Origin of the sequence: Dactylosporangium sp. NPDC006015 (assembly GCF_040614215.1) — a bacterium.
GTDB lineage: Bacteria > Actinomycetota > Actinomycetes > Mycobacteriales > Micromonosporaceae > Dactylosporangium > Dactylosporangium maewongense.
This window is the reverse complement of record NZ_JBEXUD010000001.1, coordinates 154,441-178,745: the sequence shown is the minus strand read 5'-3', so window position 1 is coordinate 178,745 and position 24,305 is coordinate 154,441. Positions and strand designations below refer to the sequence as shown.

Annotated in this window: 19 protein-coding genes and 3 pseudogenes; 14 read left to right on the top strand and 8 right to left on the bottom strand. The window is 69.6% G+C overall.

What is annotated here, in order from left to right; all coding sequences use genetic code 11:
- Window positions 1–26: 26 nt before the first annotated feature.
- Both ABZ321_RS00725 and ABZ321_RS00720 read left to right on the top strand, forming a co-directional pair.
- Window positions 27–2,726, top strand: coding sequence for a LuxR C-terminal-related transcriptional regulator (locus tag ABZ321_RS00725; RefSeq protein WP_354888201.1), 2,700 nt, complete (start codon window positions 27–29; stop codon window positions 2,724–2,726).
- 125 nt (window positions 2,727–2,851) lie between these two features.
- Complete coding sequence (locus ABZ321_RS00720) at window positions 2,852–3,295, top strand: hypothetical protein (RefSeq protein WP_354888198.1); 444 nt, start codon at window positions 2,852–2,854, stop codon at window positions 3,293–3,295.
- 2 nt (window positions 3,296–3,297) lie between these two features.
- Here the strand turns inward: ABZ321_RS00720 and ABZ321_RS00715 are convergent.
- From ABZ321_RS00715 to ABZ321_RS00705, 3 genes and pseudogenes are all read right to left on the bottom strand, one after another.
- Window positions 3,298–3,486, bottom strand: a pseudogene (locus ABZ321_RS00715) (MBL fold metallo-hydrolase); the annotation flags it as partial.
- A 26-nt stretch (window positions 3,487–3,512) separates the two neighbouring features.
- A complete protein-coding gene (locus tag ABZ321_RS00710) occupies window positions 3,513–3,854 on the bottom strand; it encodes a type II toxin-antitoxin system PemK/MazF family toxin (protein ID WP_354888195.1) in 342 nt (113 codons plus the stop codon).
- Window positions 3,851–4,126 carry a hypothetical protein gene (locus ABZ321_RS00705; RefSeq protein WP_354888192.1) on the bottom strand — a complete coding sequence of 92 codons (276 nt, stop codon included), beginning with the start codon at window positions 4,124–4,126 and terminating at the stop codon, window positions 3,851–3,853. The genes ABZ321_RS00710 and ABZ321_RS00705 overlap by 4 nt, the downstream gene beginning before the upstream one ends.
- Window positions 4,127–4,250: 124 nt before the next feature.
- On the opposite strand from ABZ321_RS00705, the gene ABZ321_RS00700 reads away from it, so the two are divergent.
- Window positions 4,251–5,330, top strand: a complete 1,080-nt coding sequence (locus tag ABZ321_RS00700; RefSeq protein ID WP_354888189.1) for a hypothetical protein — start codon at window positions 4,251–4,253, stop codon at window positions 5,328–5,330.
- 258 nt (window positions 5,331–5,588) lie between these two features.
- Here ABZ321_RS00700 and ABZ321_RS00695 read toward each other — a convergent pair.
- From ABZ321_RS00695 to ABZ321_RS00675, 5 genes and pseudogenes are all read right to left on the bottom strand, one after another.
- Window positions 5,589–5,777 (bottom strand): annotated as a pseudogene (locus ABZ321_RS00695) (MBL fold metallo-hydrolase); the annotation flags it as partial.
- Window positions 5,778–5,822: 45 nt separating this feature from the next.
- The gene (locus tag ABZ321_RS00690) at window positions 5,823–7,070 is read right to left on the bottom strand and encodes an ATP-binding protein (protein ID WP_354888186.1); all 1,248 of its coding nucleotides are present in this window, start codon (window positions 7,068–7,070) and stop codon (window positions 5,823–5,825) included.
- Between the two features lie 113 nt (window positions 7,071–7,183).
- Window positions 7,184–7,777, bottom strand: a complete 594-nt coding sequence (locus tag ABZ321_RS00685; RefSeq protein ID WP_344503022.1) for an MBL fold metallo-hydrolase — start codon at window positions 7,775–7,777, stop codon at window positions 7,184–7,186.
- An 85-nt stretch (window positions 7,778–7,862) separates the two neighbouring features.
- Window positions 7,863–8,540: a maleylpyruvate isomerase family mycothiol-dependent enzyme gene (locus tag ABZ321_RS00680; protein ID WP_344503021.1), complete on the bottom strand. Its 678-nt coding sequence runs from the start codon at window positions 8,538–8,540 to the stop codon at window positions 7,863–7,865.
- A gap of 115 nt (window positions 8,541–8,655) precedes the next feature.
- Window positions 8,656–9,090 carry a hypothetical protein gene (locus ABZ321_RS00675; RefSeq protein WP_354888182.1) on the bottom strand — a complete coding sequence of 145 codons (435 nt, stop codon included), beginning with the start codon at window positions 9,088–9,090 and terminating at the stop codon, window positions 8,656–8,658.
- 89 nt (window positions 9,091–9,179) lie between these two features.
- On the opposite strand from ABZ321_RS00675, the gene rsgA reads away from it, so the two are divergent.
- From rsgA to tpiA, 11 genes and pseudogenes are all read left to right on the top strand, one after another.
- Window positions 9,180–10,205: a ribosome small subunit-dependent GTPase A gene (gene rsgA / locus ABZ321_RS00670; RefSeq protein ID WP_354888179.1), complete on the top strand. Its 1,026-nt coding sequence runs from the start codon at window positions 9,180–9,182 to the stop codon at window positions 10,203–10,205.
- Window positions 10,206–10,354: 149 nt separating this feature from the next.
- Window positions 10,355–13,204 (top strand): annotated as a pseudogene (gene uvrA / locus ABZ321_RS00665) (excinuclease ABC subunit UvrA); the annotation flags it as partial.
- Between the two features lie 427 nt (window positions 13,205–13,631).
- Entirely contained in the window at window positions 13,632–14,141 is a 510-nt protein-coding gene (locus tag ABZ321_RS00660; protein ID WP_344503018.1) for a Rieske (2Fe-2S) protein, read from the top strand.
- A gap of 140 nt (window positions 14,142–14,281) precedes the next feature.
- Window positions 14,282–14,704: a Rieske (2Fe-2S) protein gene (locus ABZ321_RS00655; protein WP_344503017.1), complete on the top strand. Its 423-nt coding sequence runs from the start codon at window positions 14,282–14,284 to the stop codon at window positions 14,702–14,704.
- 53 nt (window positions 14,705–14,757) lie between these two features.
- Window positions 14,758–16,785, top strand: a complete 2,028-nt coding sequence (gene uvrC, locus ABZ321_RS00650) for an excinuclease ABC subunit UvrC (RefSeq protein ID WP_354888175.1) — start codon at window positions 14,758–14,760, stop codon at window positions 16,783–16,785.
- A gap of 963 nt (window positions 16,786–17,748) precedes the next feature.
- A complete protein-coding gene (gene rapZ / locus ABZ321_RS00645; RefSeq protein ID WP_354888173.1) occupies window positions 17,749–18,645 on the top strand; it encodes an RNase adapter RapZ in 897 nt (298 codons plus the stop codon).
- A 19-nt stretch (window positions 18,646–18,664) separates the two neighbouring features.
- Complete coding sequence (gene yvcK / locus ABZ321_RS00640) at window positions 18,665–19,636, top strand: uridine diphosphate-N-acetylglucosamine-binding protein YvcK (RefSeq protein WP_344503014.1); 972 nt, start codon at window positions 18,665–18,667, stop codon at window positions 19,634–19,636.
- On the top strand, window positions 19,627–20,607 hold the full coding sequence (gene whiA / locus ABZ321_RS00635; RefSeq protein ID WP_033359740.1) for a DNA-binding protein WhiA: 981 nt from the start codon (window positions 19,627–19,629) through the stop codon (window positions 20,605–20,607). Before yvcK ends, whiA begins: the two co-directional genes overlap by 10 nt.
- 721 nt (window positions 20,608–21,328) lie before the next feature.
- Entirely contained in the window at window positions 21,329–22,333 is a 1,005-nt protein-coding gene (gene gap / locus ABZ321_RS00630; protein WP_344503013.1) for a type I glyceraldehyde-3-phosphate dehydrogenase, read from the top strand.
- Window positions 22,330–23,517, top strand: coding sequence for a phosphoglycerate kinase (locus ABZ321_RS00625; RefSeq protein WP_344503012.1), 1,188 nt, complete (start codon window positions 22,330–22,332; stop codon window positions 23,515–23,517). The genes gap and ABZ321_RS00625 overlap by 4 nt, the downstream gene beginning before the upstream one ends.
- Window positions 23,518–23,520: 3 nt before the next feature.
- Entirely contained in the window at window positions 23,521–24,303 is a 783-nt protein-coding gene (tpiA, locus tag ABZ321_RS00620; RefSeq protein WP_344503011.1) for a triose-phosphate isomerase, read from the top strand.
- Window positions 24,304–24,305 lie beyond the last annotated feature (2 nt).

Here is a 24,305-nt window from a genome sequence, read left to right as displayed (position 1 = left end):
CGGACGGGCACGCGACACTGTGACGGGTGACGACCTCGAGGGCGCCGGGATCGGCCGTGACCGAGCGGGAACGCGACGTCCTCGGCCTGGTCGCCGGGCACCTGACGAACCTCGAGATCGCTGAGCGGCTCTCGTTGTCGGTGCGCACCGTCGAGTCCCATGTCTCCTCCCTCATCCGCAAGCTCGGGGTGTCCGACCGACGCGGCCTGGCCCGGCGGGCTGATGAGCTCGACCTGCTGCGTCCGAAGCGCCGCCACGCATGGCCCAGCCCGGCCGACCCGTTCGTGGGTCGTGACCGCGAGACCGCCGCGTTGCACATCCGCCTGAAGGACCACCGTCTGGTGACGGTCACCGGGCCTGGCGGGGTCGGCAAGACCCGGTTGACGACCCATGCGGTGCGACAGGTCGCGCGGGATCGTCCCGACGGCGCCTGGTTCGTCGATCTGAGCCAGGTGACGACCCCGCAGGCAGCAGTGCCTGCCATCGCCACGGCCGTGGGGGTGGCCGAGCAGCCCGGGCAGTTCCTCGACGACACGCTGTCGGAGGCGTTGAGCCGGGCCGACGGCGTCCTGGTGCTCGACAACTGCGAGCATCTCCTGCCCGAGCTGGAGACCAGCGTGGCGCGGCTCGTCGGCGGCTGCCCCCGGCTCACCATCGTCGCGACCAGTCGCGCGCCGCTTCGCGCACCGTACGAGTGGGTCTACGAGCTGCCTGGCCTTTCGGCGGACGACGCGGTCCGGCTCTTCCGCAGCCGCGCCGAGGCCGCGGGCGGCGTCGTGCCCGACGACCCCCGGGTGGCCGAGCTGTGCCACCGGCTCGGAGGGATGGCTCTGGCGATCGAGCTGGCGGCGGCCCGGTACCCACTGCTCGGGCTGGACGGTCTGGCGGCGGCGCTCGGCGACCCGCTGCGGCTGCTGGGCTCATCGGAGGGGGCACGCCAGCGTTCGCTGCGAGCCACCATCGGCTGGAGTGTCGACCTGCTCGACGACCAGGCCCGCGCGATGTTCGCCGCCCTGTGCGTCTTCGCCGCGCCGTTCACGGTCGCCGCCGCGCACGCGGTCGCCGGCCCGCAGCACTCGGCCGCCGCCGCGGCGCACGTTCTCGCGACGCTGGCCGACCAGCACCTGCTGTACGTCGAGATCGGCGACCCGACGACGTACCACTTCCAGGAAGTTGTGCGCCAGTTCGCCGCGGAACTCCTGGCCGACGCCGCCGGTGAGGTGCAACGGCGCCACGCACGGTGGACGGCCGCCGAGCTGACGTCGCTGGCATCCTCCGAGCACGACGACACCTGGTGCGCCAGGTTCGACCTGCTCGCGGTCGAGGTGCGCGCGGCGCTCGCCCGTCCGGTCGACGGCAGGGAGCTGGGCGAGTGCTTCGCCGAGGAGCTCGTGCAGCGCGGCCGGCTGGAGGAGGCGCAGCACCGCTTCGAAACCCTCGCGGCCACCGAGGCCACGGACGCCCACGACCGGATCCACCTGCTCCGCCAGGGTGCCGCCGCAGCGGCGGCCCGGCTGGTGGGAGACGACGCGCTCCGGCTCCTCGACGAGGCCGCTGAAGCCGCCACGGTGGCAGCGGATCCGGGTGCGGCCGCCGACGCGCTCGGTTGGTCCGTGATCTACGCGGCGTTCCACCCGGGGATCATGGCCGACCCGCCCGGGCGGATCGACATCGAGCGTCGTCTCGCCGAGGCGCGGCGCCTGGCGCCGACGGGGTCGGCCGCCGAGGCGACCGTCGCCGCGGCGAGCGCCACGTGCCTGCCCCACGACCATCCCGGGTCGGCGGCAGCGGGCCGCCTCGCCGCCGACCAGGCGATCGCGGCCGGGCTGCCCGTCGTCGCCTCCGCCGCCCTCGACCGCGTCTGCGCCAGCCGGCTGCACCGTGGCGACTACGCCGGCGCGCTCGCCGCGGTGCGGGCCCGCGGCGTCCTCATGGATCCGCAGGCGTTGAGCGCCGCCACCGCCTATGCCTTCAACGACTACCTGCTGATGGGCTGCGAGGTCTCACTGGCTGCCGGCGATCTCCGCGGCGCGAAGGACTACGCCGAGCGCCTGGCCGTGCTCCCGTGCTACCTCGAGTACGTCCACCCCGCACTGGCCCGCCGACTCCAGGTCGATGCGCTCACGGGCGACCTGACCGGAGCGGCCGAACGAGGCGAGCGCTTCCTGGTCTCCTGGGAGCGGGCAGGCAGCCATCGTGCCTCGACCCTCGCCGTCGGTGCCTACGCGCTCGCCCTGATCCACGGGCTCCTGGGCGACGACCACCGGCGTGAGGTCTGGCAGAACGTCACCGAACACCTCCTCGACCGTCCGGTGACGTCAGCGGACGGCCCAGCCATCGGATGGGCGCCGACCTTCGACGCCTGGCTGCTGCTGCATCGCGACCAACCACACGAGGCACTGGCACACCTGTCCGCCGACCTGCACGACGCGACCTGGAGCTCGAGCCCCACCTTCCTCGTGTGGCGACCGTGGTACGCCGCCGCATGGGCGGAAGCGGCAGCACTCGCCGCGACCCCGAATCTGGAGCGGCACCTGGCGTCGGCCACCGTCGCCACCCGCGGCAACCCCGTGGCCGCGGCACTCGTCCGCCGCGCCGGCGCCCTCGCGCGAGGCGACAACGAGGAGGTGGCCGCGCTCGCGGCGACCTTCGAGGACCTCGGCGCCCTCTACCAGCGGGACCGCAGCCGTCAACTCAGCCAGCGCCGTCAGAGGTCGGGGAAGTAGCGCATCACCTTGCGGATCTCGGTGAGATCACGTCAGACAGAGTTTCAGTGCTCAGGGAAGTCACGGATGTTTGCGGTACAGATGCGGAACTCAGACGGTGCAGATGCGGAAGAAATGTTGCTCAGATGCGGAAAGATGGGCAGTATTCGCGCTGGTTCAGCAACTATCTGGACCTGGTGATCGAGCGTGACGTGATCGAGCTGAGCCGGGGTGCGGCAGCGGGAGATGCTTCCTCGCCTGCTGCATCAGCTCGCGGCGAGATCGGGACAGGTGCTCAACATCGCGGCGACGGCACAGGCGGTCGGCATGGAGAAGAGCAGTGCCGAGAACTACCTCCGGCTCCCGCCGACGAAGTGGATCTCGTGCTCGAGCGGGACGACGGAGACGTCATCGCGTTCGAGATCAAGTCCGGAACGCGGGTCCATGGCGAGGACCTGCGTGGAATGCGAGCGCTTCGCGCGCGGCTCGGCACCCGCCTGACTCCGGGGCTCGTGCTGTACACCGGTGCCCTCGCCTATACCAACGACGACGGCACGCACGTCGTGCCCATCGACGCCCTCTGGACGTAGGTCTACCAGCCGCGGGCGCGCCATTCGGGGAGCGAGGGCCGCTCGGCGCCGAGGGTGGAGTCCTTCCCGTGGCCGGGGTGGAACTCGGTGTCGTCGGGGTAGCGGTCGAAGAGCTTCGTGGTCACGTCGTCGATGAGGGACTCGAAGTCGGCCTTGTCGCCGTGGGTGTTGCCGACGCCGCCGGGGAAGAGCGGCGGCGCTTGACGGGCAACAATTGTCAGAGGTCCAGGAAGTAACGCATCACCTTGCGGATCTCGGCGAGGTCTTTGTCGCTCACGTGGCCAAGGCGGCGCTGGAGGCGGCCTGCGTCCACGGCACGCATATCTTCGGGTCGGGCGAAGCTGGCCTGGCGAAGCCCCGACTGCGCGCCGGAGATTCGCGGTTGCGTCACCAGCCCTCGGTCGTGGCTGGTCAACGGCACCACCACGATCATGTTGATCGGCAGCGCGTGAAGCCCGTTCGACGACACCACAACTACCGGGCGTCTGCCGCCTTGCTCGTGACCTAAGGTCGGATCAAGTTCGGCAAGCCAGATCTCCCCAGTGCGAACGGTGGTCACTCCCACCATCCGGCCGGGTCGTCGTTGCTCAGCGTGTCCCGGTCAGTGCCCGCCTGCCAGGACCGTGACTCGGCCCGGTCCGCGGCCCACGTGTCCGGGTCTTCGTCGCGGAGTCTCGCCAGTTGTTCCTGGGCACGCGAGAAGAATGCCTGCCGCTCAAGCGCTTCGGTCGCCTCGGCCAACAGGGCGCCCATGGTGGTCCCACGTTCGTGGGCCAAGACGGCGAGCCGGTCCCGGACCTTGGAGTCGACCTTGATAGTCGTGGTGCTCATACCTAACAGTCTACCGTAGGGTAGACCAGATGGTCGCCGTGTTGGCTCACTCGGTGCCCGTCGTGCGGGTATGTTGACGGTTCGATCCGGAAGTTGTCATTGAGGCATGCGATAGTGTCCATGCGTGGCCTTATCGGTTAGTCAACTACGCGGCTATCTGCTCGAAGAAGCGCTTGCCTGGCTCATGCGGCACAGTGGCTACGACCTACTCGTTGACGCGAGCCAGGACCGAGACGAACTGATCATGCATGGGTCAGAGTTACGGGTGCTTGGACGTGGAACTAGCCATCAGGTCGATGTGCTGGGCGAGTTCGCGTTTACGCCCGCCTTCTCGCTGCCGGTCCGCCTGTTCCTCGAGGCCAAGCACTATGGGGCGAAGAGATGTGGGCTCGACATTGTTCGAAACGCTCACGGAACTCTTGCCGACGTCAATCAGAATTACGTCGCCCGAGTGGGCAGTCGACCCCGCCGTCGTTTCCAGTACTGCTATGCCTTGTTTTCCGCCTCGGGCTTCAGCCCTGAAGCGGAAGCGTTTGCCATAGCGCATCAGATATCGCTGGTCGACCTCTCCGTGCCCTCGTTCGCATGGCTCCTGGGTGCTGTAGCCAGATGCGCCGACGAACTTCATGCGGACGCGGACCGTCATAATATTGCCACCTTCCCAGTCCGGGATGCACGGGCGCGACTGCGCGGGCTGCTCGGCACCACGCCGATCGCGTCGGCGTCGACACTGACGGCGAGGGCTGAGCGGGCGTTTGCTGGATCGCTGGAGGCGTTCGCCGATCGTCTGCTTCGACACGGTGAGGTCGATCTGCTTGTGGGCTTTCCTCCGGCGCCCTTCATCCTTCCACTGGTTGTTTCGGATCGTGCTGCTTTCATCGCATATGCGATCCGTCATCCTTCGCACGCGGTGTGGATCAGTCGTACCGGAGATGGGGAATCCTACGCGGAGTGGACCGCCCGGCCCGCCAGTCAGAACGCCGAATATCGGCTTTCGTTTGCGCTGCCCTCAGGGCTCGAAGAATGGATTTCGGAAAACGAGGACCGCCGGCGAAGTCGCGTCCGAACTGTGAAGACGGACTTCTTAGCGACCATCACGATTTACTTTCAGGCGGGTGACGAACTTCGCGTATGCCATCTTAGATACGATCCAGGCGCACTACGCGAGCAGATCACGCCCCGCGACATGGAACGCTGGGTATGAGCATGCCTGAGGTTCTGCATGAACGCCCTGCGTGCGAGCCGTAGCGGTCGGCTGGTATTGGCTACTCCGGAACTGCGGCGTTCGAGAACCTCACCCGGATCAAGGGTGAGTCCGCAGCGAGCTGACACGCCGGTCAACCAGTCTCCGTCACCGGGCCACCTGGAGCCGCTGTGATTACGCGGTGCGATGCCCTGCACGCATGACGAGGATCGTCGTTCTGCCACACGTGCACCCCGGCCGTGGCGGAGAGATAGGTTCTCACCAGCCTCTCGCGCGCCACTCCGGCAGTGACGGCCGCTCAGCACCCAGCGTCGAGTCCTTGCCGTGGCCGGGGTGGAAGACGGTGTCGTCGGGGTAGCGGTCGAACAGCTTCGTGGTCACGTCGTTGATCAGGGACTCGAAGTTGGCCTTGTCGCCGCGGGTGTTGCCGACGCCGCCGGGGAAGAGTGGCGGCGCCTGGCAGCCAACATGGTCAGACGGTCGTCCTCGACGTTATTTCGGCGCGAGACGCCACAGAGCGTCCAGTGGTACTGCTCGGATCTTGTCGCCGAACGGCAGCGTCTGTTGACCGGTGTACAGGACGTAACCGGCGACGAACCGTTCGCCGAGTGCGTTAGCGAGGCTCCGCAGGCCCGTCAGATCCTCGGTTCGAACGGTCGCGCCGGCCTTGACCTCGATACCGATCACCCGACCGTCCGGGGTCTCGATCACCGCGTCCACCTCGACGCCGTCCTTGGTCCGGTAGTGGTGGAGCGTTCCCCGCTCCGTGGACCAGGTGAGCTGGCGAGCCAACTCCATGAGGACGAAGTTCTCCATCATCGGGCCTGCGGCGCCGCCGGGTTCGCCGAGCCGCGCCGCGTCCTGCCCGATCAGATGGCACGCCACGCCCGTGTCGACGAACGCCAGCTTCGGTGTGCCGACCGCGCGCTGGGTCAGGTTGGACGACCAGGCAGGGACGCTCTTGACCAGAAATACCGAGCCGAGGAGTTCGAGATAGCGGACCAGGGTGGTGCGCGGGATGCCCGACTGACTGGCCAGGGTGCCCGGCACCAGCAGCTGACCGGCGCGCCCGGCCAGCAGGCTCAGCAGCTTCAGCAGTTCCCCGCGGCGTTCGATGTTCGCGATTTCGAGCACATCACGCTCGATCAGTGTCGTGAGGTACGAGTCGAAGAAGGCGGCTCGACGTCGTGGTGTCCGGCGGACCGCCTCGGGGAAGCCACCGACCACGACCCGCTCCAGGTAGTCCTTCCGCCGCCACTCCGATGTGTGATCGATGCGCGTGCCGTGCCGGAAAGCGGCGTCGACGAACTGGTCGGGGTCGCCGCTCATCTCGCCCTGGGAGAACGGCCACAGCTCGATGATCTCCATCCGGCCGGGCAGCGCATCGGGAAGCGTCCGGAGCGCAAGGATGCGCGACGAACCGGTGAGGAGGAACCGTCCAGGTGTCGGATCGAGATCGACGACAACTTTGATGGGTCGCAACAACTCCGGGGTGAGCTGGATCTCGTCGATCACCATGAGCCCGTCGTGGTCCACGAAACCGGTCGGGTCGTCCTGCGCCGCGCGCAGCGTCGCCGGGTCGTCCAGCAGGCGAATGACCGTGCCTGGCAGGCCGGCGGTGGCCAAGCGTGTCAGCGTGCTCTTCCCCGCCTGCCGGGCGCCGTTCACCAGCACCACCCGCGTGTCGGCAAGCGCTTCTGACACGAGCTCCTGCGCATGGCGTTGAACGAGATCAACCACGAGCCACAGTATGCCGCAGACGCAAGCTCGGTGGTCACTTGGCCGGTAGATCCGTGGTCATCTGGCCGCTGAGTTGGTGGTCATTTGGCCGGAGAAGCCGCCGACTGCTTCCGTCACCAGCCGCGGGCGCGCCATTCGGCCAGCGACGGCCGCTCCGCGCCCAGCGTGGAGTCCTTGCCGTGCCCCGGGTGGAACTCGGTCTCGTCGGGAAAGCGGTCGAACAACTTCGTGGTGACGTCGTTGATCAGCGACTCGAAGTTTGCCTTGTTGCCGCGGGTGTTGCCGACGCCGCCGGGGAAGAGGGAGTCGCCGGTCCAGAGGTGGCCGTCGTGGTACAGGGCGATCGAGCCGGGGGTGTGGCCGACGAGGTGGATGACGGTCAGGTTGCAGTCGCCGAGGGGGATGGTGTCGCCGTCGTTGAGGGTGCCGGTGGCGGTCGGGATCTCGGGGGCGTCGGCGGGGTGGGCCAGGGAGGCGGCGCCGGTGGCCTCGATGACGTCTTCGAGTGCGAACCAGTGGTCCTGGTGGCGGTGGGTGGTCACCACGGTGGAGATGCCGGACGGGGCGGTGGCGATCAGCTGGAGCAGGCGTTCGGCGTCGTTGGCGGCGTCGATGAGCAGGCTGTCGCCGGTGGCGGTGCAGGTGAGCAGGTAGGCGTTGTTGTCCATCGGGCCGACGGAGAGCTTCGTGAAGGTCAATCCGCTCATGCCGTCGCCTCCGCTGCGCTCCGGCGCCGGCCTGAGCCAAACCTGCGATGCTGATTCGCAGCTCCTGCGCTGCGCTCCGGGCTGCTCATTTCCAGGCCTCCAGGGAAGGAAGGTCGCCGGTGAGGCCGGTGCCGTCGCCGCGGCCGGTGAGCCAGGCGGCGAGGAGGTGGGCCGGGCCGGTGACGACGGGGGCGTCCTCGACGGTCAGCAGCTTGGCGCCGTCGTCGGAGACGAGGGTCGCCACGCGTGGGGTGGCGGGGTCGTGCAGGATGCGCAGGGCGAACGAGGCGGGCCAGTCGGCCGGGCCGTAGCCGGCGTCGAGGTCGACGTGGTGCAGCTCGACCTCGCAGATGCGGGCCCAGACGACGCGGGCGGCGGGGGTGGGGCCGGTGCTGCCCCACTCGACGAGCGCGGTCCAGCCCTCGGCGGGCATCGTCTCCATCGACTCGCGCAGCAGGTCGCAGGCGGTGGTGAGGTCGGCGAGCTGCTCTTCGTGCGGGCGGGGGGCGCCGGCGGCGATGCCTGCCTCGCGGGCCTCGCGGCTGGCATAGGCGGGGGTCTTCTCGCCGGTGCGGGCCCAGTGCAGCAGGTTGCGGTAGGCGTCGGCGTTGCGGGCGAGGTGGGTCACGACGTGGCCGCGGGTCCAGCCGTCGCAGCGGGAAGGGGCGACCAGACCATTGCCGTCGAGGGTGCGGACCGTGTCGAGGAGGCGGGCGGTGGCGCGGTCGAGCTCCGCGCTCAGCACGAGTGGATCAGCCGTCACCGCCCAACCCTACCGCCCCCCACCGACAAGACTTGCCGACAAAAAAGGCCACCGACAAGATCCGCCGGACGGTGACGGGGCTTCGTTCGTACACCACCTGCAAACGCGGAAAAGATCAGCGTTGGCGGACGCCGACGGCGGGTGGCAGGTCGCCGGCGGCCCAGTGCAGCTCGTCCTCCCAGTCGGCGACGCTGAGGTCGACGTGCTCGAAACTGAGCCGGGCGCCGATGGGTTTGCCCAGGTAGCCGGCGTACAGGTCGTGCACGGCCACGAGGCGCTGCCCGACCGCGGCGGAGGCCGGGTCGCGAGGGGCGGCGGCTCTGACCTCGAGCCGGCCGTAGACGCCCATGTCGGCGTCGGTGCCGCGCTCCTCCACGATGACGTCGAGGATCTCGTCCTCGGCGCCGACATGGAAGCCGTACGAGACGCCGGCGAACGTCAGCCAGAAGCGCATGAGCGAGTCGTCCTGGCCGGGTGAGACGTGCCACTGGACATCGGCCCGGTCCAGGCGCAGTCCGACGGCGCTGGCCAGCACATGCGAGGGGAGCACGCACCCGACGATAGCCCCGATATTCGGTTTCGCGGTGTGGACGCGCTACCTACCGTGGATTTCCGAACACGGGTTCGCAAAGGATGTTCATGATTATTGACCTGTCAGCTCTGGGCTGGGACGACGCGTACGCCGCGCTGTACTCCGGCCGGTTCGACCTGCCCGGTTTCCGGCCGGCGCGGGTCAGCCGCGTCGATCGCGGCGTGTGTACGGCGATCGCGTCCGACGGCCCGCTCCGCGCGAGCCTGTCGGGGGGCCTGCTGGCGCGTGCCGCGGCCGATCCCGGGTCGCTGCCGTGCGCGGGGGACTGGCTCGTCGTCCGGACGTGGCCGGACGGCCGGCTGACGGCCGAGGCGGTGCTGCCCAGGCGCACCGCGATCATCAGGGCCGTCGCCGGTGAGGAGTCGTTCGGGCAGGTCCTGGCCGCCAACGTGGACGCGGTGGCGGTCGTGGAGCCGGTCGACCCGTCGCCGGACCTCGGGCGTATCGAGCGGCTGCTCGCCCTGGCGTGGGAGTCGGGGGCGCGGCCGGTGCTGGTCCTGACGAAATGCGACCTGGCCGCGGATCCGGAGGCGCTCGCCGGGCAGATGCCGGACGGGGTCGAGGTCCATGCGGTCAGCTCCCGCACGGGGATGGGGCTCGACGCGTTGCGGCCGCTCGTGGCGTACGGGCGGACGCTCGGCCTCCTGGGGCAGTCCGGTGCCGGGAAGTCGAGTCTCGTCAACGCCCTCGCCGGGGCGCCGGTGATGCAGACGCAGGCGTTGCGTAGCGACGGACGCGGGCGGCACACCACCACATATCGGGCACTAATTCCCATGCCTGGCGGCGGTGCGGTCCTCGACACGCCCGGGGTGCGGCTCGTCGGCATGTTCGACACCGCGGCGGGCCTGGACCGGGCGTTCGCCGACGTGACGCAGCTCGCGACGCTGTGCCGGTTCGACGACTGCCGGCACGGTGAGGAGCCCGGCTGCGCGGTCCGGGCCGCGGTCGAGGACGGCGAGCTCAGCCCCCGCCGCTTCGCGAGTTGGCAGAAACTGCAGAAAGAGCAGAAGCTGGCATCGGTACGGCGGCTCAAGCGCGAGAGCCGCGACCGGCGACGGCTGGCACGCCCGTAGCGGGGGTTCCCTCGTTCGGGCGCGGAAAATTGTCATACCCCCTGGCTAGAGTTGTCGGCTGGCACCGTGACGGTGTCCGAACCGGACAAAATCACCGCTGCCGGACTCTTTGCCGCTGCTGGCGGACATATTCACTGCCAAGGGGAAGCATGTCGGATCGTCTGATCATCCGTGGCGCTCGGGAGCACAACCTCCGTGACGTCAGTCTCGACCTGCCGCGCGACGCGATGATCGTGTTCACCGGGCTCTCGGGCTCCGGCAAGTCGAGCCTCGCGTTCGACACGATCTTCGCCGAGGGGCAGCGGCGGTATGTGGAGTCGCTGTCGTCCTACGCACGCCAGTTCCTCGGCCAGATGGACAAGCCCGACGTCGACTTCATCGAGGGGTTGTCGCCGGCGGTCTCCATCGACCAGAAGTCGACCTCGCGCAACCCGCGCTCGACGGTCGGCACGATCACCGAGGTGTATGACTACCTGCGACTGCTGTATGCGCGCATCGGCGAGCCGCACTGCCCCGTCTGCGGCGAGCTGATCACGCGGCAGACGCCGCAGCAGATCGTCGACCGGGTCCTCGCGATGGAGGAGGGCACCCGCTTCCAGGTGCTCGCCCCGGTCGTGCGCGGCCGCAAGGGCGAATACCTCGACCTCTTCCAGGAGCTGCAGTCGAAGGGGTATGCGCGGGCCCGCATCGACGGCGTCGTGCACCCGCTGACCGAGCCGCCGAAGCTCAAGAAGCAGGAGAAGCACACCATCGAGGTCGTCGTCGACCGGCTCTCGGTGAAGGCGTCGTCCAAGCAGCGGCTCACCGACTCGGTCGAGACCGCGCTGAAGCTCGCCGCCGGCATCGTCATCCTCGAGTTCGTCGACGTGCCCGAGGACGACGAGCACCGCGAGCGGCTCTTCTCCGAGCACCTCGCCTGCCCCAACGAGCACCCGCTGTCGATCGAGGACCTCGAGCCCCGCTCGTTCTCGTTCAACGCGCCCTACGGCGCCTGCCCCGACTGCACCGGCATCGGCACCAAGAAGGAGGTCGACCCGGAGCTGATCGTGCCCGACCCGGAGCAGACGCTCCGCGGCGGCGCGATCGCGCCCTGGGCCACCGGCCACACCCTCGAATACTTCCTCCGCCTGCTGGAGGCCCTGGGTGCGGAGGCCGGCTTCACCCTGGACACGCCCTGGCGCGCGCTGTCGTCGCGGGCGCAGAAGGCGATCATGTACGGGTCGGAGGACCAGGTCCACGTCCGGTACCGCAACAAGTACGGCCGCGAGCGCTCCTACTACACCGGCTTCGAGGGCGTGGTGCAGTGGATCGAGCGCCGGCACTCCGACACCGAGAGCGACTGGTCCCGCGACAAGTACGAGGGATACATGCGCGACGTGCCCTGCGGCACCTGCGGCGGGTCCCGGCTCAAGCCCGAGATCCTCGCGGTCACCATCGCCGGGCACAGCATCGCCGACATCTGCAACCTGTCCGTCGGTGACTGCGCGGAGCTGCTCGGCGCGATGACCCTCACCGACCGGCAGAAGCTCATCGCCGAGCGGGTCCTGAAGGAGATCAACGCCCGGCTGCGGTTCCTCGTCGACGTCGGCCTCGACTACCTGTCCCTGGACCGGGCCTCCGGCACCCTGTCCGGCGGCGAGGCGCAGCGCATCCGGCTCGCGACCCAGATCGGCTCCGGTCTCGTCGGCGTCCTGTACGTGCTGGACGAGCCCAGCATCGGCCTGCACCAGCGGGACAACCACCGGCTCATCGAGACCCTGACGCGGCTCAAGCGGCTCGGCAACACGCTGATCGTGGTCGAGCATGACGAGGACACGATCCGCACCGCCGACTGGATCGTCGACATCGGCCCCGGCGCCGGCGAGCACGGCGGCCGGGTCGTGCACAGCGGGCCGTATGAGGAGCTGATCACCGCCGAGGAGTCGGTGACCGGTGCGTATCTGGCGGGCCGGCGCAGCATCCCGACGCCGGAGATCCGCCGGCCCCGCACGCCCGGCCGCGAGCTGGTCGTCGTCGGCGCCCGCGAGCACAACCTGCAGAACCTGACCGTCCCGTTTCCGCTCGGGCAGTTCGTGGCGGTGACCGGCGTGTCCGGGTCCGGCAAGTCGACCCTGGTCAACGACATCCTCCACGCGGTCCTCGCCAACGTCGTCAACGGCGCCCGGCTGGTGCCCGGCCGGCACACCCGCATCTCGGGGCTCGAGCAGGTCGACAAGGTTGTCGGCGTCGACCAGTCACCGATCGGCCGCACCCCCAGGTCCAACCCGGCCACCTACACGGGCGTGTTCGACAACGTCCGGAAGCTCTTCGCCGAGACCACCGAGGCCAAGGTGCGTGGTTACGGTCCGGGACGCTTCTCGTTCAACGTGAAGGGCGGGCGCTGCGAGGCGTGCGCCGGCGACGGCACGATCAAGATCGAGATGAACTTCCTGCCCGACGTGTACGTGCCGTGCGAGGTCTGCAAGGGTGCGCGGTACAACCGCGAGACCCTCGAGGTGCACTACAAGGGCCGCACGATCGCGGAGATCCTCGACATGCCGATCGAGGAGGCCGCGGGCTTCTTCGAGGCCATCCCCGCCATCCACCGGCACCTGAAGACGCTCAACGACGTGGGCCTGGGCTACGTGCGCCTCGGCCAGCCCGCGCCGACGCTCTCCGGCGGCGAGGCGCAGCGGGTCAAGCTCGCGTCGGAGCTGCAGAAGCGGTCCACCGGCCGCACCGTGTACGTGCTGGACGAGCCGACGACCGGCCTGCACTTCGAGGACATCCGCAAGCTGCTCATCGTGCTGCAGAGCCTCGTCGACAAGGGCAACACCGTCATCGTCATCGAGCACAACCTCGACGTCATCAAGTCGGCGGACTGGCTCATCGACATGGGCCCCGAGGGCGGTCACAAGGGCGGCACGGTGGTCGCGGTGGGCACGCCGGAGGAGGTCGCGGAGATCGCCGACAGCCACACGGGCAAGTTCCTGCGGCCGGTGCTGGGCCTGAAGGGCGACGTCAGCGGCGACACCACGGCCCGCGACCGGGCGGTCAAGGCCAACGGCGCGGTGTCCGCACCGGTCCGGGCCGGCCGGAAGGCCGCGGCGCCGCGGACCCGGGCGGCGGTCTCGACCGTGGAGCCCGACGACCTCCCGGCGGCGGAGCCGGCCCGGACCGCGGCCGCGCGGCCGGCCAAGGCGACCGCCACACGCGCGAAGGCGACCAAGGCGGCACCCGCGAAGCGCGCCCCGGCGAAGAAGGCGGCCGCGAAGGGCTGATCGACCGGCGTCTGGCTGCTGTTTCGTTCTGCCGGTGTCGTACCAGCGGAAACGTCGGAACGGGGGAGAGGGCCGCCTGCTGGCGGATGCGGTGACCGAGGGACGGTGCGGATCGGGCGCTGCTACGGTGGCCGCTGGCAAGGCCCTCACCCCAGGAGGACAAGACGTGCCGGTTCAGGACGTGTTCAACCCCTGCTCGGCCCGCCGGGCACTGCTGCTGGGCGCAGGCGCGCTCGGCGTGACGGTGCTGGCGGGGTGCGGCGGCGACGAGGAGACCCCGGCGGCCGCGGGCAGCCAGCCGCCTGCCTCCGCCGCGCCGACGACCGCGGCCAACCCGTTCGACAACACCGCGCCCGCGACGGGTGCCAGCGACGCGGCGCCGCCAGCGGGTGCGCTGGTCGCCGTGAAGGACGTGCCCGTCGGTGGCGGTGTGATCGCCAAGGACACGATTCTCGTGGTGCAGGCGAAGCAGGGGACGTTCAAGGCGTACCAGGCGAGCTGCCCCCACCAGGGTGTCACCGTGGAGCCTCCGTCGCCCGGAGCGACGACGATCATGTGCCCGGGGCACAACTCGCAGTTCAAGATCGCGGACGGCAGCCTCGCGCGGGGGCCGGCGACGCGTGGGTTGAACGCTGTGCCGGTAAAGGTGCAGGCAGGGTACGTGGTCGAGGCCTAGGCGTCCGTCTCGTTGTGTGATCGCTGCGAATGTCACGGGCGGGTAACGGATTCCCAGAGTTTGTTGAGCATTGAACCGTACGCTCCATGATCTACGTATTTCCTGGCGTAGCCAGCAGGCCAACGACCTTGGAGGAGCCTATGAGTGACACGACTCGCCGCGCGGTGCTCGCCGGAGCGGCCGGAATCACGGCCGTGACGGCACTCGCCGCCTGTGGAGACGACAGTGACGACAGCGGCAAGACCGGCGACAGCAGCACCGGCGGTGCCGCCTCAGGCGTCCTGGCGACCAAGGCCGACATCCCTGTCGGCGGCGGCAAGATCTTCAAGGACGGCGGCGGCGTTGTCGTCACCCAGCCGGAGGCCGGGCAGTTCAAGGCGTTCAGCTCGATCTGCACCCACCAGTCGTGCGTCGTCTCCGACGTCTCGGCCGGCGCGATCAACTGCCGGTGCCACGGCAGCGTCTTCTCCGCGGCCGACGGCTCCGTGAAGAACGGCCCGGCCACCAAGGGACTGGCCGAGAAGACCCTGAAGGTCGACGGGGACAACATCTCCCTGGCGTGAGCGCGCTTCCGGGGGGTCGGCGTTTTGTCGTACCCCCCGGATAGTCTCGAAGAGTGCCAGATCCGTCCACGTATCGACCCGCACCCGGGACCATTCCCGACACGCCAGGGGTCTACCGGTTCCGCGACCCGTCGGGGCGCGTCATCTACGTGGGCAAGGCCAAGAGCCTGCGGCAGCGGCTCAACTCCTACTTCGCCGACGTGTGGACCCTGCACGCGCGCACCCAGCAGATGGTCACCACCGCGGCGAAGGTCGACTGGGTCACGGTCGGCACCGAGGTCGAGGCGCTCCAGCTCGAATACAACTGGATCAAGGAGTATGACCCCAGGTTCAACGTCCGCTACCGGGACGACAAGAGCTACCCGTATCTGGCGGTCACGCTCGACGAGGCCTATCCGCGCCTGCAGGTGATGCGCGGCGCCAAGCGCAAGGGTGTGCGCTACTTCGGCCCCTACGCGCACGCCTGGGCGATCCGCGAGACCCTCGACCTGCTGATGCGCGTTTTCCCGGCGCGGACCTGCTCGTCCGGCGTGTTCAAGCGCGCCGGCCAGATCGGCCGCCCCTGCCTGCTGGGCTATATCGGCAAGTGCTCCGCGCCGTGCGTCGACCGGGTCAGCGAGGAGGAGCACCGCCGCATCGTCGACGACTTCTGCGACTTCATGGCCGGCAAGACCGACACGATGGTCAAGCGGCTCGAGCGGGAGATGTTCGCCGCCTCCGACGAGCTGGACTTCGAGCGCGCCGCCCGCATCCGCGACGACCTGGGCGCGCTGCGCCGGGCGGTGGAGAAGCAGGCGGTCGTGCTCGGCGACGGCACCGACGCCGACGTGGTCGCGTTCGCCGACGACCCCCTGGAAGCGGCCGTCCAGGTGTTCCACGTGCGCGGCGGCCGGGTCCGCGGCCAGCGCGGCTGGGTCGTGGAGAAGACCGAGGACCTCAGCGCCGGCGACCTCGTCCACCACTTCTGCAGCCAGATCTACGGCGCCGAGGCCGGCACCGACCCCGCCGACCTGCCCAAGGAGCTGCTCGTCCCCGAGCTGCCGGCCGACGTCGACGCGCTCGCCGACTGGCTGAGCAAGCTGCGCGGCAGCCGGGTCGCGATCCGCGTGCCGCAGCGCGGCGACAAGAAGGCCCTCGCCGAGACCGTCGCGCGCAACGCCGAGCAGGCCCTCCAGCAGCACAAGCTTCGCCGCGCCGGCGACCTGAGCACCCGCAGCAAGGCCCTGGAGGAGATCGCCGAGGCGCTCGGCATGCAGACCGCCCCGCTGCGCATCGAGTGCTACGACATCTCCCAGATCCAGGGCACCGACGTCGTCGCCAGCATGGTCGTCTTCGAGGACGGCCTGTCCCGCAAGAGCGAATACCGGCGCTTCGCCATCAACGGCGCCACCGACGACGTCTCCGCCATCTCAGAGGTCCTGCGGCGGCGCTTCGCCCGCTACCTGGACGCCAAGGTCGAGCTCGACTCGTTGGCCGAGGAGGACGTCGACCCGTCCCGCCCCGGCATCGACCCGACGACCGGCCGGCCCCGCAAGTTCGCCTACCCGCCCCAGCTCGTCGTCGTGGACGGCGGCCAGCCCCAGGTCAACGCCGCCGCCCAGGTCCTGCTCGACCTCGGCATCGACGACATCACCATCTGCGGCCTGGCCAAGCGGCTGGAGGAGGTCTGGCTCCCCGACGACGAGTTCCCCGTCATCCTGCCCCGCGCCTCCGAGGGCCTCTATCTCCTGCAGCGCGCCCGCGACGAGGCCCACCGCTTCGCCATCACCTACCACCGCCAGAAGCGCTCCAAACGCATGACCGAATCGACCCTCGACAACGTCCCCGGCCTCGGCGAAATCCGCCGCAAAGCGCTGCTGCGCCATTTCGGCTCATTGAAGCGTCTCAAGGCGGCCAGCATCGAGGAGATCGCCGAGGTGCCGGGCATCGGCCGCCGGACGGCGGAGGCGATTCTGGTCGCTCTGAACGGCCCACCTTCGCCCACGCCGGCCACGCCCTCTTTACCGGCCGCATCGTTGGCGCCGGCTCCTGCCTCCTTACCGCCGGTGATCGACCCGACCTCTTCGCCCTCCGATTCCTAACCGACCGCAGACGTCGCCCACGGTCCCGGTCTCCGCCCAGCGGATCGATCGCGGTCATAGCCGTCGTCCTTCGATTCTGGCGGTGGCTGGTTTCGGTTGAGGGATCCGCCTACGGGTCGGCTGACGTTGCGCTGCTGTCCGCGTGCGGGTTCGCCGATCTCTGTGGGTTACTGATCAGGCCAGCACGGAGGTGGGTTCTTTTCCGCCCGGCTGGGGCGGGCGCCAGGTGACGTGGTCGCCCTCCGTGCCGTGGTCGCGGTGATTCCTCGGCTGCCGTCCTCGCATGGTTCAGCGCCGTCGAGGGTGTCATTCGGCGCTTCCACGCTGTCGTTGGCTTTCACAACCCATCCACATCACACCGGGCGCTGAGGCCGCGCCCGCCGTCGTGGTCACAACCAGTGCTGCCCCCTCTCGCGGGCGGTCTTGGTGGCCGGCGGGGCGGTTGTGGTGGTGGGTGTCGTGATCGATGTCGTGTGGTGGTTGTCCGGGCGGCCAGGGGCGTCCTTCGATCATGGTGGCGGCTGGGTTTGGTTGAGGGATCCGCGTGCGGGTCGGCCGCCGTTCTCGCATGGTCCAGCGCCGTCGAGGGCGTCATTCGGTGATTCCGCGCCGTCGTTGGCTTTCACACGGAGTGATCGAAGTCGCGTGGTGGTCGTCTGGACGGTCAGGGGCGTCCTTCGATCATCGTGGTGGCCGGTTGTCGGCTGAGGGATCTGCTTGCGGGTTCGCCGGTCGCTGTGGGAGCGGCCGGGCAGGCCGGCGGGGTGGAGGCGGCCTGCCCGCATGGGCGTGGGTGTGCGTTCAGTGGTGTGGTCGCGCTGATCGGCCCGGCTCCGTTCCCGTGCAGGTTCGGCGCTGTGGAGGGCGTCATTCGGGCTTTCCCGGCTGGGCTGGGGGACCCTGAAAAGGTACAAACCGACCGAGCCGCCGGACGGGCGGGCGGCACGGCATAAACTCGTCGGCGTGGTGAGCGAAGAAGCGTCGGGGGTGCCTGACCGCACGGCGACCGACCTGGTCATCGTGACGGGGGTGTCCGGCGGAGGGCGGAGCACGGTCGCCCGGGCGCTGGAGAACGTCGGGTATTACGTCGTGGACAACCTGCCGCAGGCTCTGCTGCTCGACATGGCGGAGCTGGCGTTCGCGGCGCGGGGGGCGGCGCGGCGCACGGCGATGGTGCTCGACGTGCGCAGCCACGCGTTCTCCACCGATCTGCCGGGCGCGGTGAAGTCGTTGCGGGAGCGGGGGTTCAACCCGCGGATGGTGTTCGTCGACGCCGACGACGAGGTGCTGATCCGGCGGTTCGAGAGCGTGCGCCGGTCGCATCCGTTGCAGGGCGGCGGGCGGCTGTCGGACGGCATCGCCGCTGAGCGGAAGCTGCTCCAGGAGGCCCGCGAGCAGGCGGACGTGCTGATCGACACCAGCCACCTCAACGTCAACCAGCTCCGCGGGCGCATCGAGGAGATGTTCGGCGAGGAGGACACGACCCAGATCAGGGTCACGGTGCTGTCGTTCGGCTTCAAGTACGGCCTGCCGCCCGACGCCGACTTCGTCCTCGACGCGAGGTTCCTGCCGAACCCGTACTGGGTGCCGGAGCTGCGCGAGCACACGGGACGCGAGACCGACGTGAGCCGGTACGTGCTCGGGCAGCGCGGCGCGGTCACGTTCGTGGAGACGTACGCCCGGCTGATCAACGCGACCGCTCCAGGCTTCGAGCGGGAAGGCAAGCGCTACCTCACGATCGCCGTCGGGTGCACGGGTGGCAAGCACCGCAGCGTCGCGATCGCCGAGGAGCTCGCCCGGCGGCTGCGCGAGATGCGCCTCGCCGCCGCACCGCAGCACCGCGACCTGGGGCGCGAATGATCGCAGCGGAGGTGATGGCGTGAGCGGTGTTCGGGTCGTCGCGTTCGGTGGTGGGCATGGGCTGTCCGCGTCCCTGCGGGCGCTGCGGCGCATCCACCTGGACACGCCGCTGGACATCACCGCCGTGGTCACGGTCGCCGACGACGGGGGGTCCAGCGGGCGGCTGCGCGCGACCCGCGACATCCTGCCGCCCGGGGACCTGCGCCAGGCGCTCGCCGCGCTCGCCGACGAGGAGGCGATGGCGGAGGTGTTCCAGCACAGGTTCACCGGCAACGACGACCTCGCCGGGCACCCGGTCGGCAACCTCGTCCTGTGCGCCCTGATGGAGCTCGCCGGCGACCCCGTCGTCGCGCTGGACCAGGCGGCGCAGATGCTGCGCTGCGACGGGCGGGTGCTGCCCATGTCGCGGCAGCCGCTGCACATCGAGGCGGACCTGTCCGAGTGTGGTGAAGTGGTGACGGTGCGCGGTCAGCATGCCGTCGCGGTCACTCCGAAGCGGATCGACCGGGTCCGGCTCGTGCCGGTCGCACCGGAGGCCTGCTCGGAGGCCGTACATGCGACGAAGAACGCTGACTGGTTGCTGTTCGGGCCAGGATCGTGGTTCACCAGCGTGATCCCGCATCTGCTGGTGCCTGAACTGGCCGCAGCGATCTCCATGAGTCCCGCGAAGCGCCTGGTCACGCTCAATCTGGCGCCCGACAGCGAGACGGCCGGCCTGACCTTGCCGGAACACCTTGCCGCCCTGCGTCGTTACCTACCTGGGCTACATGTCGATGTAGTTCTTGCCGACGGGAAAGCCGTAGGCGACCCCGAACCGGTCCATCGTGCGGCAGAATCGCTGGGTGCACGTCTGGTGCTCGCGCCGATGGCTGTCGCTGACGGAGCACCGCTGCACGACCCGCACGCGCTGGCCGCAGCCTTGAAACCACTGCTGAGCAGCACCACCGACAGTTCGATTGAGCCCCGCGAGGTGACGACAGAATGGCGATGACCGCTGCGGTCAAGGACGAGCTGAGCAGGGTGGATGTAGCGAAACCCTGCTGCCGGCGCGCCGAGATGGCCGCGCTGCTCCGCTTCGCGGGCGGGTTGCACATCGTCTCCGGCCGGGTGGTCGTCGAGGCCGAGCTCGACACCAACGCCGCCGCCCGCCGGCTCCGGCGGGAGGTTTCGGAGGTGTACGGGTACCAGAGCGAGATCCACGTCCTCGCGTCCGGCGGCCTGCGGAAGGCCAGCCACTTCATCGTGCGCGTGGTCAAGGACGGCGAGGCGCTCGCGCGGCAGACGGGACTGCTCGACGTCCGTGGACGGCCGGTCCGGGGGCTGCCGCCGCACGTCGTGTCGGCCAACATGTGCTGCGCCGTCGCGGCGTGGCGGGGCGCGTTCCTGGCGCACGGCTCGCTGACCGAGCCGGGCCGCAGCTGCGCCCTGGAGATCACCTGCCCCGGCCCGGAGGCCGCGCTCGCGCTCGTCGGCGCCGCCCGGCGCATCGGGATCACCGCCAAGGCCCGCGAGGTCCGCGGCGTCGACCGTGTCGTGGTCAAGGACGGCGACGCGATCGCCGCGCTGCTCACCCGCATCGGCGCGCACCAGAGCGTCCTCACCTGGGAGGAGCGCCGGGTCCGCCGCGAGGTCAGGGCCACCGCCAACCGCCTCGCCAACTTCGACGACGCCAACCTGCGCCGCTCCGCCCGCGCCGCCGTGGCCGCCGCCGCCCGGGTCGCGCGCGCGATGGAGATCCTCGCCGACAACGCCCCCGAGCACCTCTTCAGCGCCGGCACCCTGCGCCTCGAGCACCGGCAGGCGTCCCTGGAGGAGCTCGGCGCGCTCGCTGACCCGCCGCTCACGAAGGACGCGATCGCCGGGCGCATAAGGCGTCTGCTCGCCCTCGCCGACAAGCGCGCCCGCGACCTCGGAATCCCCGACACCGAGTCCGCCGTCACGCCGGAGATGCTGGTCAGTTAGCTCATCCATGCGGACTCCGGTCCGTCGTGGGCACGGCCGCGTGTAACGCGGCGCCGGCCGGGGCGCCCCGTCGCGCCTCGCCGCGCCTCGTCGCGCCTCGTCGCGCCTCGTCCGGCCGAGGCCGCGACAAGCCCGCGCGGCCGCCTCGGGGTGGGACGTGTCGCGGGCTGAGCTGTGCACATTGTCCGGAGTCCCGTGTGCCCCAGCGCCACACGAACTCTTCCGGATCATGCGTGCGGTCTGGCGGGAGCCTGGGCGTTTCATGATCCGGAAGACTTTGCGCAGCCTGGGCCGCGTGAGCTCTTCCGGATCGCGAGGGGCGGGTGGTTCCCGTGATCCGGAAGAGGTCGTGCATCGGGGCTACTCAAGGTCTTCGGATCGCCCGCCGCGGGATGCCTTGATCGCGCCCATTTTTGTCGTACCCCGGCGAGACAATGTCCCCAACGTCGACGCACGGGGCACGGGACGATCCCGCACCCCGCCGAGGGAGGGTGAAAACCGTGATCGGGCTGTGTGCTCAGACACCCCCGCGGGAGTTCGGTGCTGTGCAGGCGATAGGGTTTTCCTGTTCGGCGACGAAGCCGTCCGTATGCCGCTCTACGCGGCCGCTCCCCGCTCATGGGCCTCACCGATTAGGACCACGACCGGGCGAGCCATGATCACTCACGGGCGACCGGTATCGGCAACGGCCGGCCGCGACGAGGCGAGGAGATGTGTCGAAGTGACCATCCGGGTTGGCATCAACGGCTTCGGCCGCATCGGCCGCAACTTCTTCCGTGCGGCGCTGGCCAAGGGCGCTGACATCGAAATTGTGGGCGTCAATGACCTCACTGACAACGCGACGCTGGCGCACCTGCTCAAGTACGACAGCATCCTGGGCCGCCTGCCCTACGAGGTGAAGGCGACCTCCGACGAGATCACCGTCAACGGTAAGACGTTCAAGGCGCTCGCCGAGCGCGACCCGTCGAAGCTGCCGTGGGCCGACCTGGGCGCCGACGTCGTGATCGAGTCGACCGGCATCTTCACCGACGCCGAGAAGGCCAAGGTCCACGTCGCCGCGGGCGCGAAGAAGGTCATCATCTCGGCGCCGGCCAAGGGCGAGGACGTCACGGTCGTCCTGGGCGTCAACGAGGACAAGTACGACGCCGCGAACCACACCATCATCTCCAACGCGTCGTGCACCACGAACTGCCTCGCGCCGATGGCCAAGGTCATCAACGACACGTTCGGCATCGAGCGTGGCCTCATGACCACGATCCACGCGTACACGCAGGACCAGAACCTGCAGGACGCCCCGCACAAGGACCTGCGTCGCGCCCGCGCCGCCGCCCTGAACATCGTGCCGACCTCGACCGGTGCCGCCAAGGCGGTCTCGCTGGTCCTGCCCGAGCTCAAGGGCAAGCTGGACGGCTACGCGCTGCGTGTGCCGATCCCGACCGGCTCGGCCACCGACCTGACCGTCACCGTGGGTCGCGAGACCACGGTCGACGAGGTCAACGCCGCCATGAAGGCCGCCGCCGACGGTCCGCTCAAGGGCATCCTGACCTACACCGAGGACCCGATCGTCTCCAGCGACATCGTCACCGACCCGGCCTCGTGCATCTTCGACGCCGGCCTCACCAAGGTGATCGGCAACCAGGTCAAGGTCGTCGGCTGGTACGACAACGAGTGGGGCTACAGCAACCGCCTCGTCGACCTCGTCACGCTGGTGGGCACCGGCCTGTGAAGACGCTCGACGACCTCCTGAGCGAGGGCGTCAAGGGTCGGCGCGTGCTCCTGCGCGCCGACCTGAACGTTCCGCTCGACGGAGACAAGATCACCGACGACGGGCGCATCCGGGCGGTCCTGCCGACGCTCAACGCGCTGCGTGAGGCCGGCGCGCGGGTCACCGTCGTGTCGCACCTGGGCCGTCCGAAGGGCGAGCCCGACCCGAAGTACACGCTGCAGCCGGTCGCGAACCGGCTCGGCGAGCTGCTGGGCAAGCCGGTCGCGTTCGCCACCGACACGGTGGGGGAGTCGGCCCGGGCCGCGGTCGCCGGGCTCGGCGACGGTGACGTGGCGCTGCTGGAGAACCTGCGGTTCAACAAGGGTGAGACCAGCAAGGACGAGGCGGAGCGGGGCGGTTTCGCCGCGCAGCTCGCCGAGTTCGCCGACGTGTACGTCGACGACGCCTTCGGTGCGGTCCACCGCAAGCACGCGAGCGTGTTCGACGTGGCCGCGCTGCTTCCGCGGTACACGGGCGGCCTCGTGCAGCGCGAGCTGGACGTGCTGTCGAAGCTCACCGGCGACCCCGAGCGGCCGTATGTGGTCATCCTCGGCGGCTCGAAGGTCTCCGACAAGCTCGCCGTGATCGAGGCGCTGCTGCCGAAGGTCGACAAGCTGCTCATCGGCGGCGGCATGTGCTTCACCTTCCTCAAGGCCCAGGGCCACGAGGTCGGCAAGAGCCTGCTGCAGGACGAGATGGTCGCCACCTGCGCCGACCTGCTCGCCCGTGGTGGCGGCAAGATCGTGCTGCCGGTCGACGTGGTGACGGCGGACAAGTTCGCGGCCGACGCGAAGACCCAGGTCGTCGCCGCGGACGCGATCCCGGCCGAGGAACTCGGCCTGGACATCGGACCGGAGTCGGTGACGCTGTTCGCGCAGGCCGTCGAGTCCGCGAAGACCGTGTTCTGGAACGGGCCGATGGGCGTCTTCGAGCTGGCGCCGTTCGCGGCCGGCACGCGGGGCGTCGCCGAGGCGATCACCAAGATCGACGGCTTCAGCGTCGTCGGCGGCGGTGACTCGGCCGCGGCCGTGCGCGCGCTCGGCATCCCGGAAGACGGGTTCAGCCACATCTCGACCGGTGGTGGCGCGTCCCTGGAGTTCCTCGAGGGCAAGGCGCTGCCCGGCATCACGGCACTGGAGGCCTGAGCGATGGCAGAAGCAACCGGCCGCAGGCCGCTCATGGCTGGCAACTGGAAGATGAACCTCAACCACCTCGAGGCCATCGCCCTGGTGCAGAAGCTGGCGTTCAGCCTCAACGAGCAGCAGCTCAACGACGTCGAGGTGGTCGTGCTGCCGCCGTTCGTCGACATCCGCAGCGTGCAGACGCTGGTCGACGGCGACAAGCTGCTCATCGGCTACGGCGCTCAGGACCTGTCGCAGCACTCGTCGGGTGCGTACACGGGCGAGATCTCCGGCGCGATGCTGGCGAAGCTCGGCTGCCAGTACGTGGTCGTCGGGCACTCGGAGCGCCGCCAGTACCACGGCGAGGACGACGCGCTCGTCAACGCCAAGGTGAAGGCCGCCCTCGCGAACGGCATCGCCCCGATCCTGTGCGTCGGCGAGGGCCTGGCGGTCCGTGAGGCCGGCGAGCACGTCGGTTACACGCTCGCCCAGCTCGACGCCGGCCTCGAGAAGATCAAGACCGACGAGGTCGAGAAGATCGTCGTGGCGTACGAGCCGGTGTGGGCGATCGGGACCGGCAAGGTCGCGACGCCGCAGGACGCGCAGGAGGTCATCGCCGCGATCCGGACCCGCCTCGCGGAGAAGTACACCGGCGGCACCGCCGACCGGGTGCGCATCCTCTACGGTGGCTCGGTCAAGCACGACAACGTGGCGTCGATCATCGAGCAGCCCGACATCGACGGCGCGCTCGTCGGTGGCGCCAGCATCGATGCGGAGGGTTTTGTCCGCATCTGCCGCCTCGGCAAGTAACC

Excerpts from the sequence above, each read along its gene's own strand:
- ABZ321_RS00685 (WP_344503022.1), bottom strand. The coding sequence starts at position 7,777 with ATGAGCGGATTGACCTTCACGAAGCTCTCCGTCGGCCCGATGGACAAC.
- ABZ321_RS00655 (WP_344503017.1), top strand. The coding sequence starts at position 14,282 with ATGAGTGACACGACTCGCCGCGCGGTGCTCGCCGGAGCGGCCGGAATC.
- tpiA (WP_344503011.1), top strand. The coding sequence starts at position 23,521 with ATGGCAGAAGCAACCGGCCGCAGGCCGCTCATGGCTGGCAACTGGAAG.
- whiA (WP_033359740.1), top strand. The coding sequence starts at position 19,627 with ATGGCGATGACCGCTGCGGTCAAGGACGAGCTGAGCAGGGTGGATGTA.
- ABZ321_RS00705 (WP_354888192.1), bottom strand. The coding sequence starts at position 4,126 with ATGAGCACCACGACTATCAAGGTCGACTCCAAGGTCCGGGACCGGCTC.
- ABZ321_RS00720 (WP_354888198.1), top strand. The coding sequence starts at position 2,852 with ATGCGGAAAGATGGGCAGTATTCGCGCTGGTTCAGCAACTATCTGGAC.
- rsgA (WP_354888179.1), top strand. The coding sequence starts at position 9,180 with ATGATTATTGACCTGTCAGCTCTGGGCTGGGACGACGCGTACGCCGCG.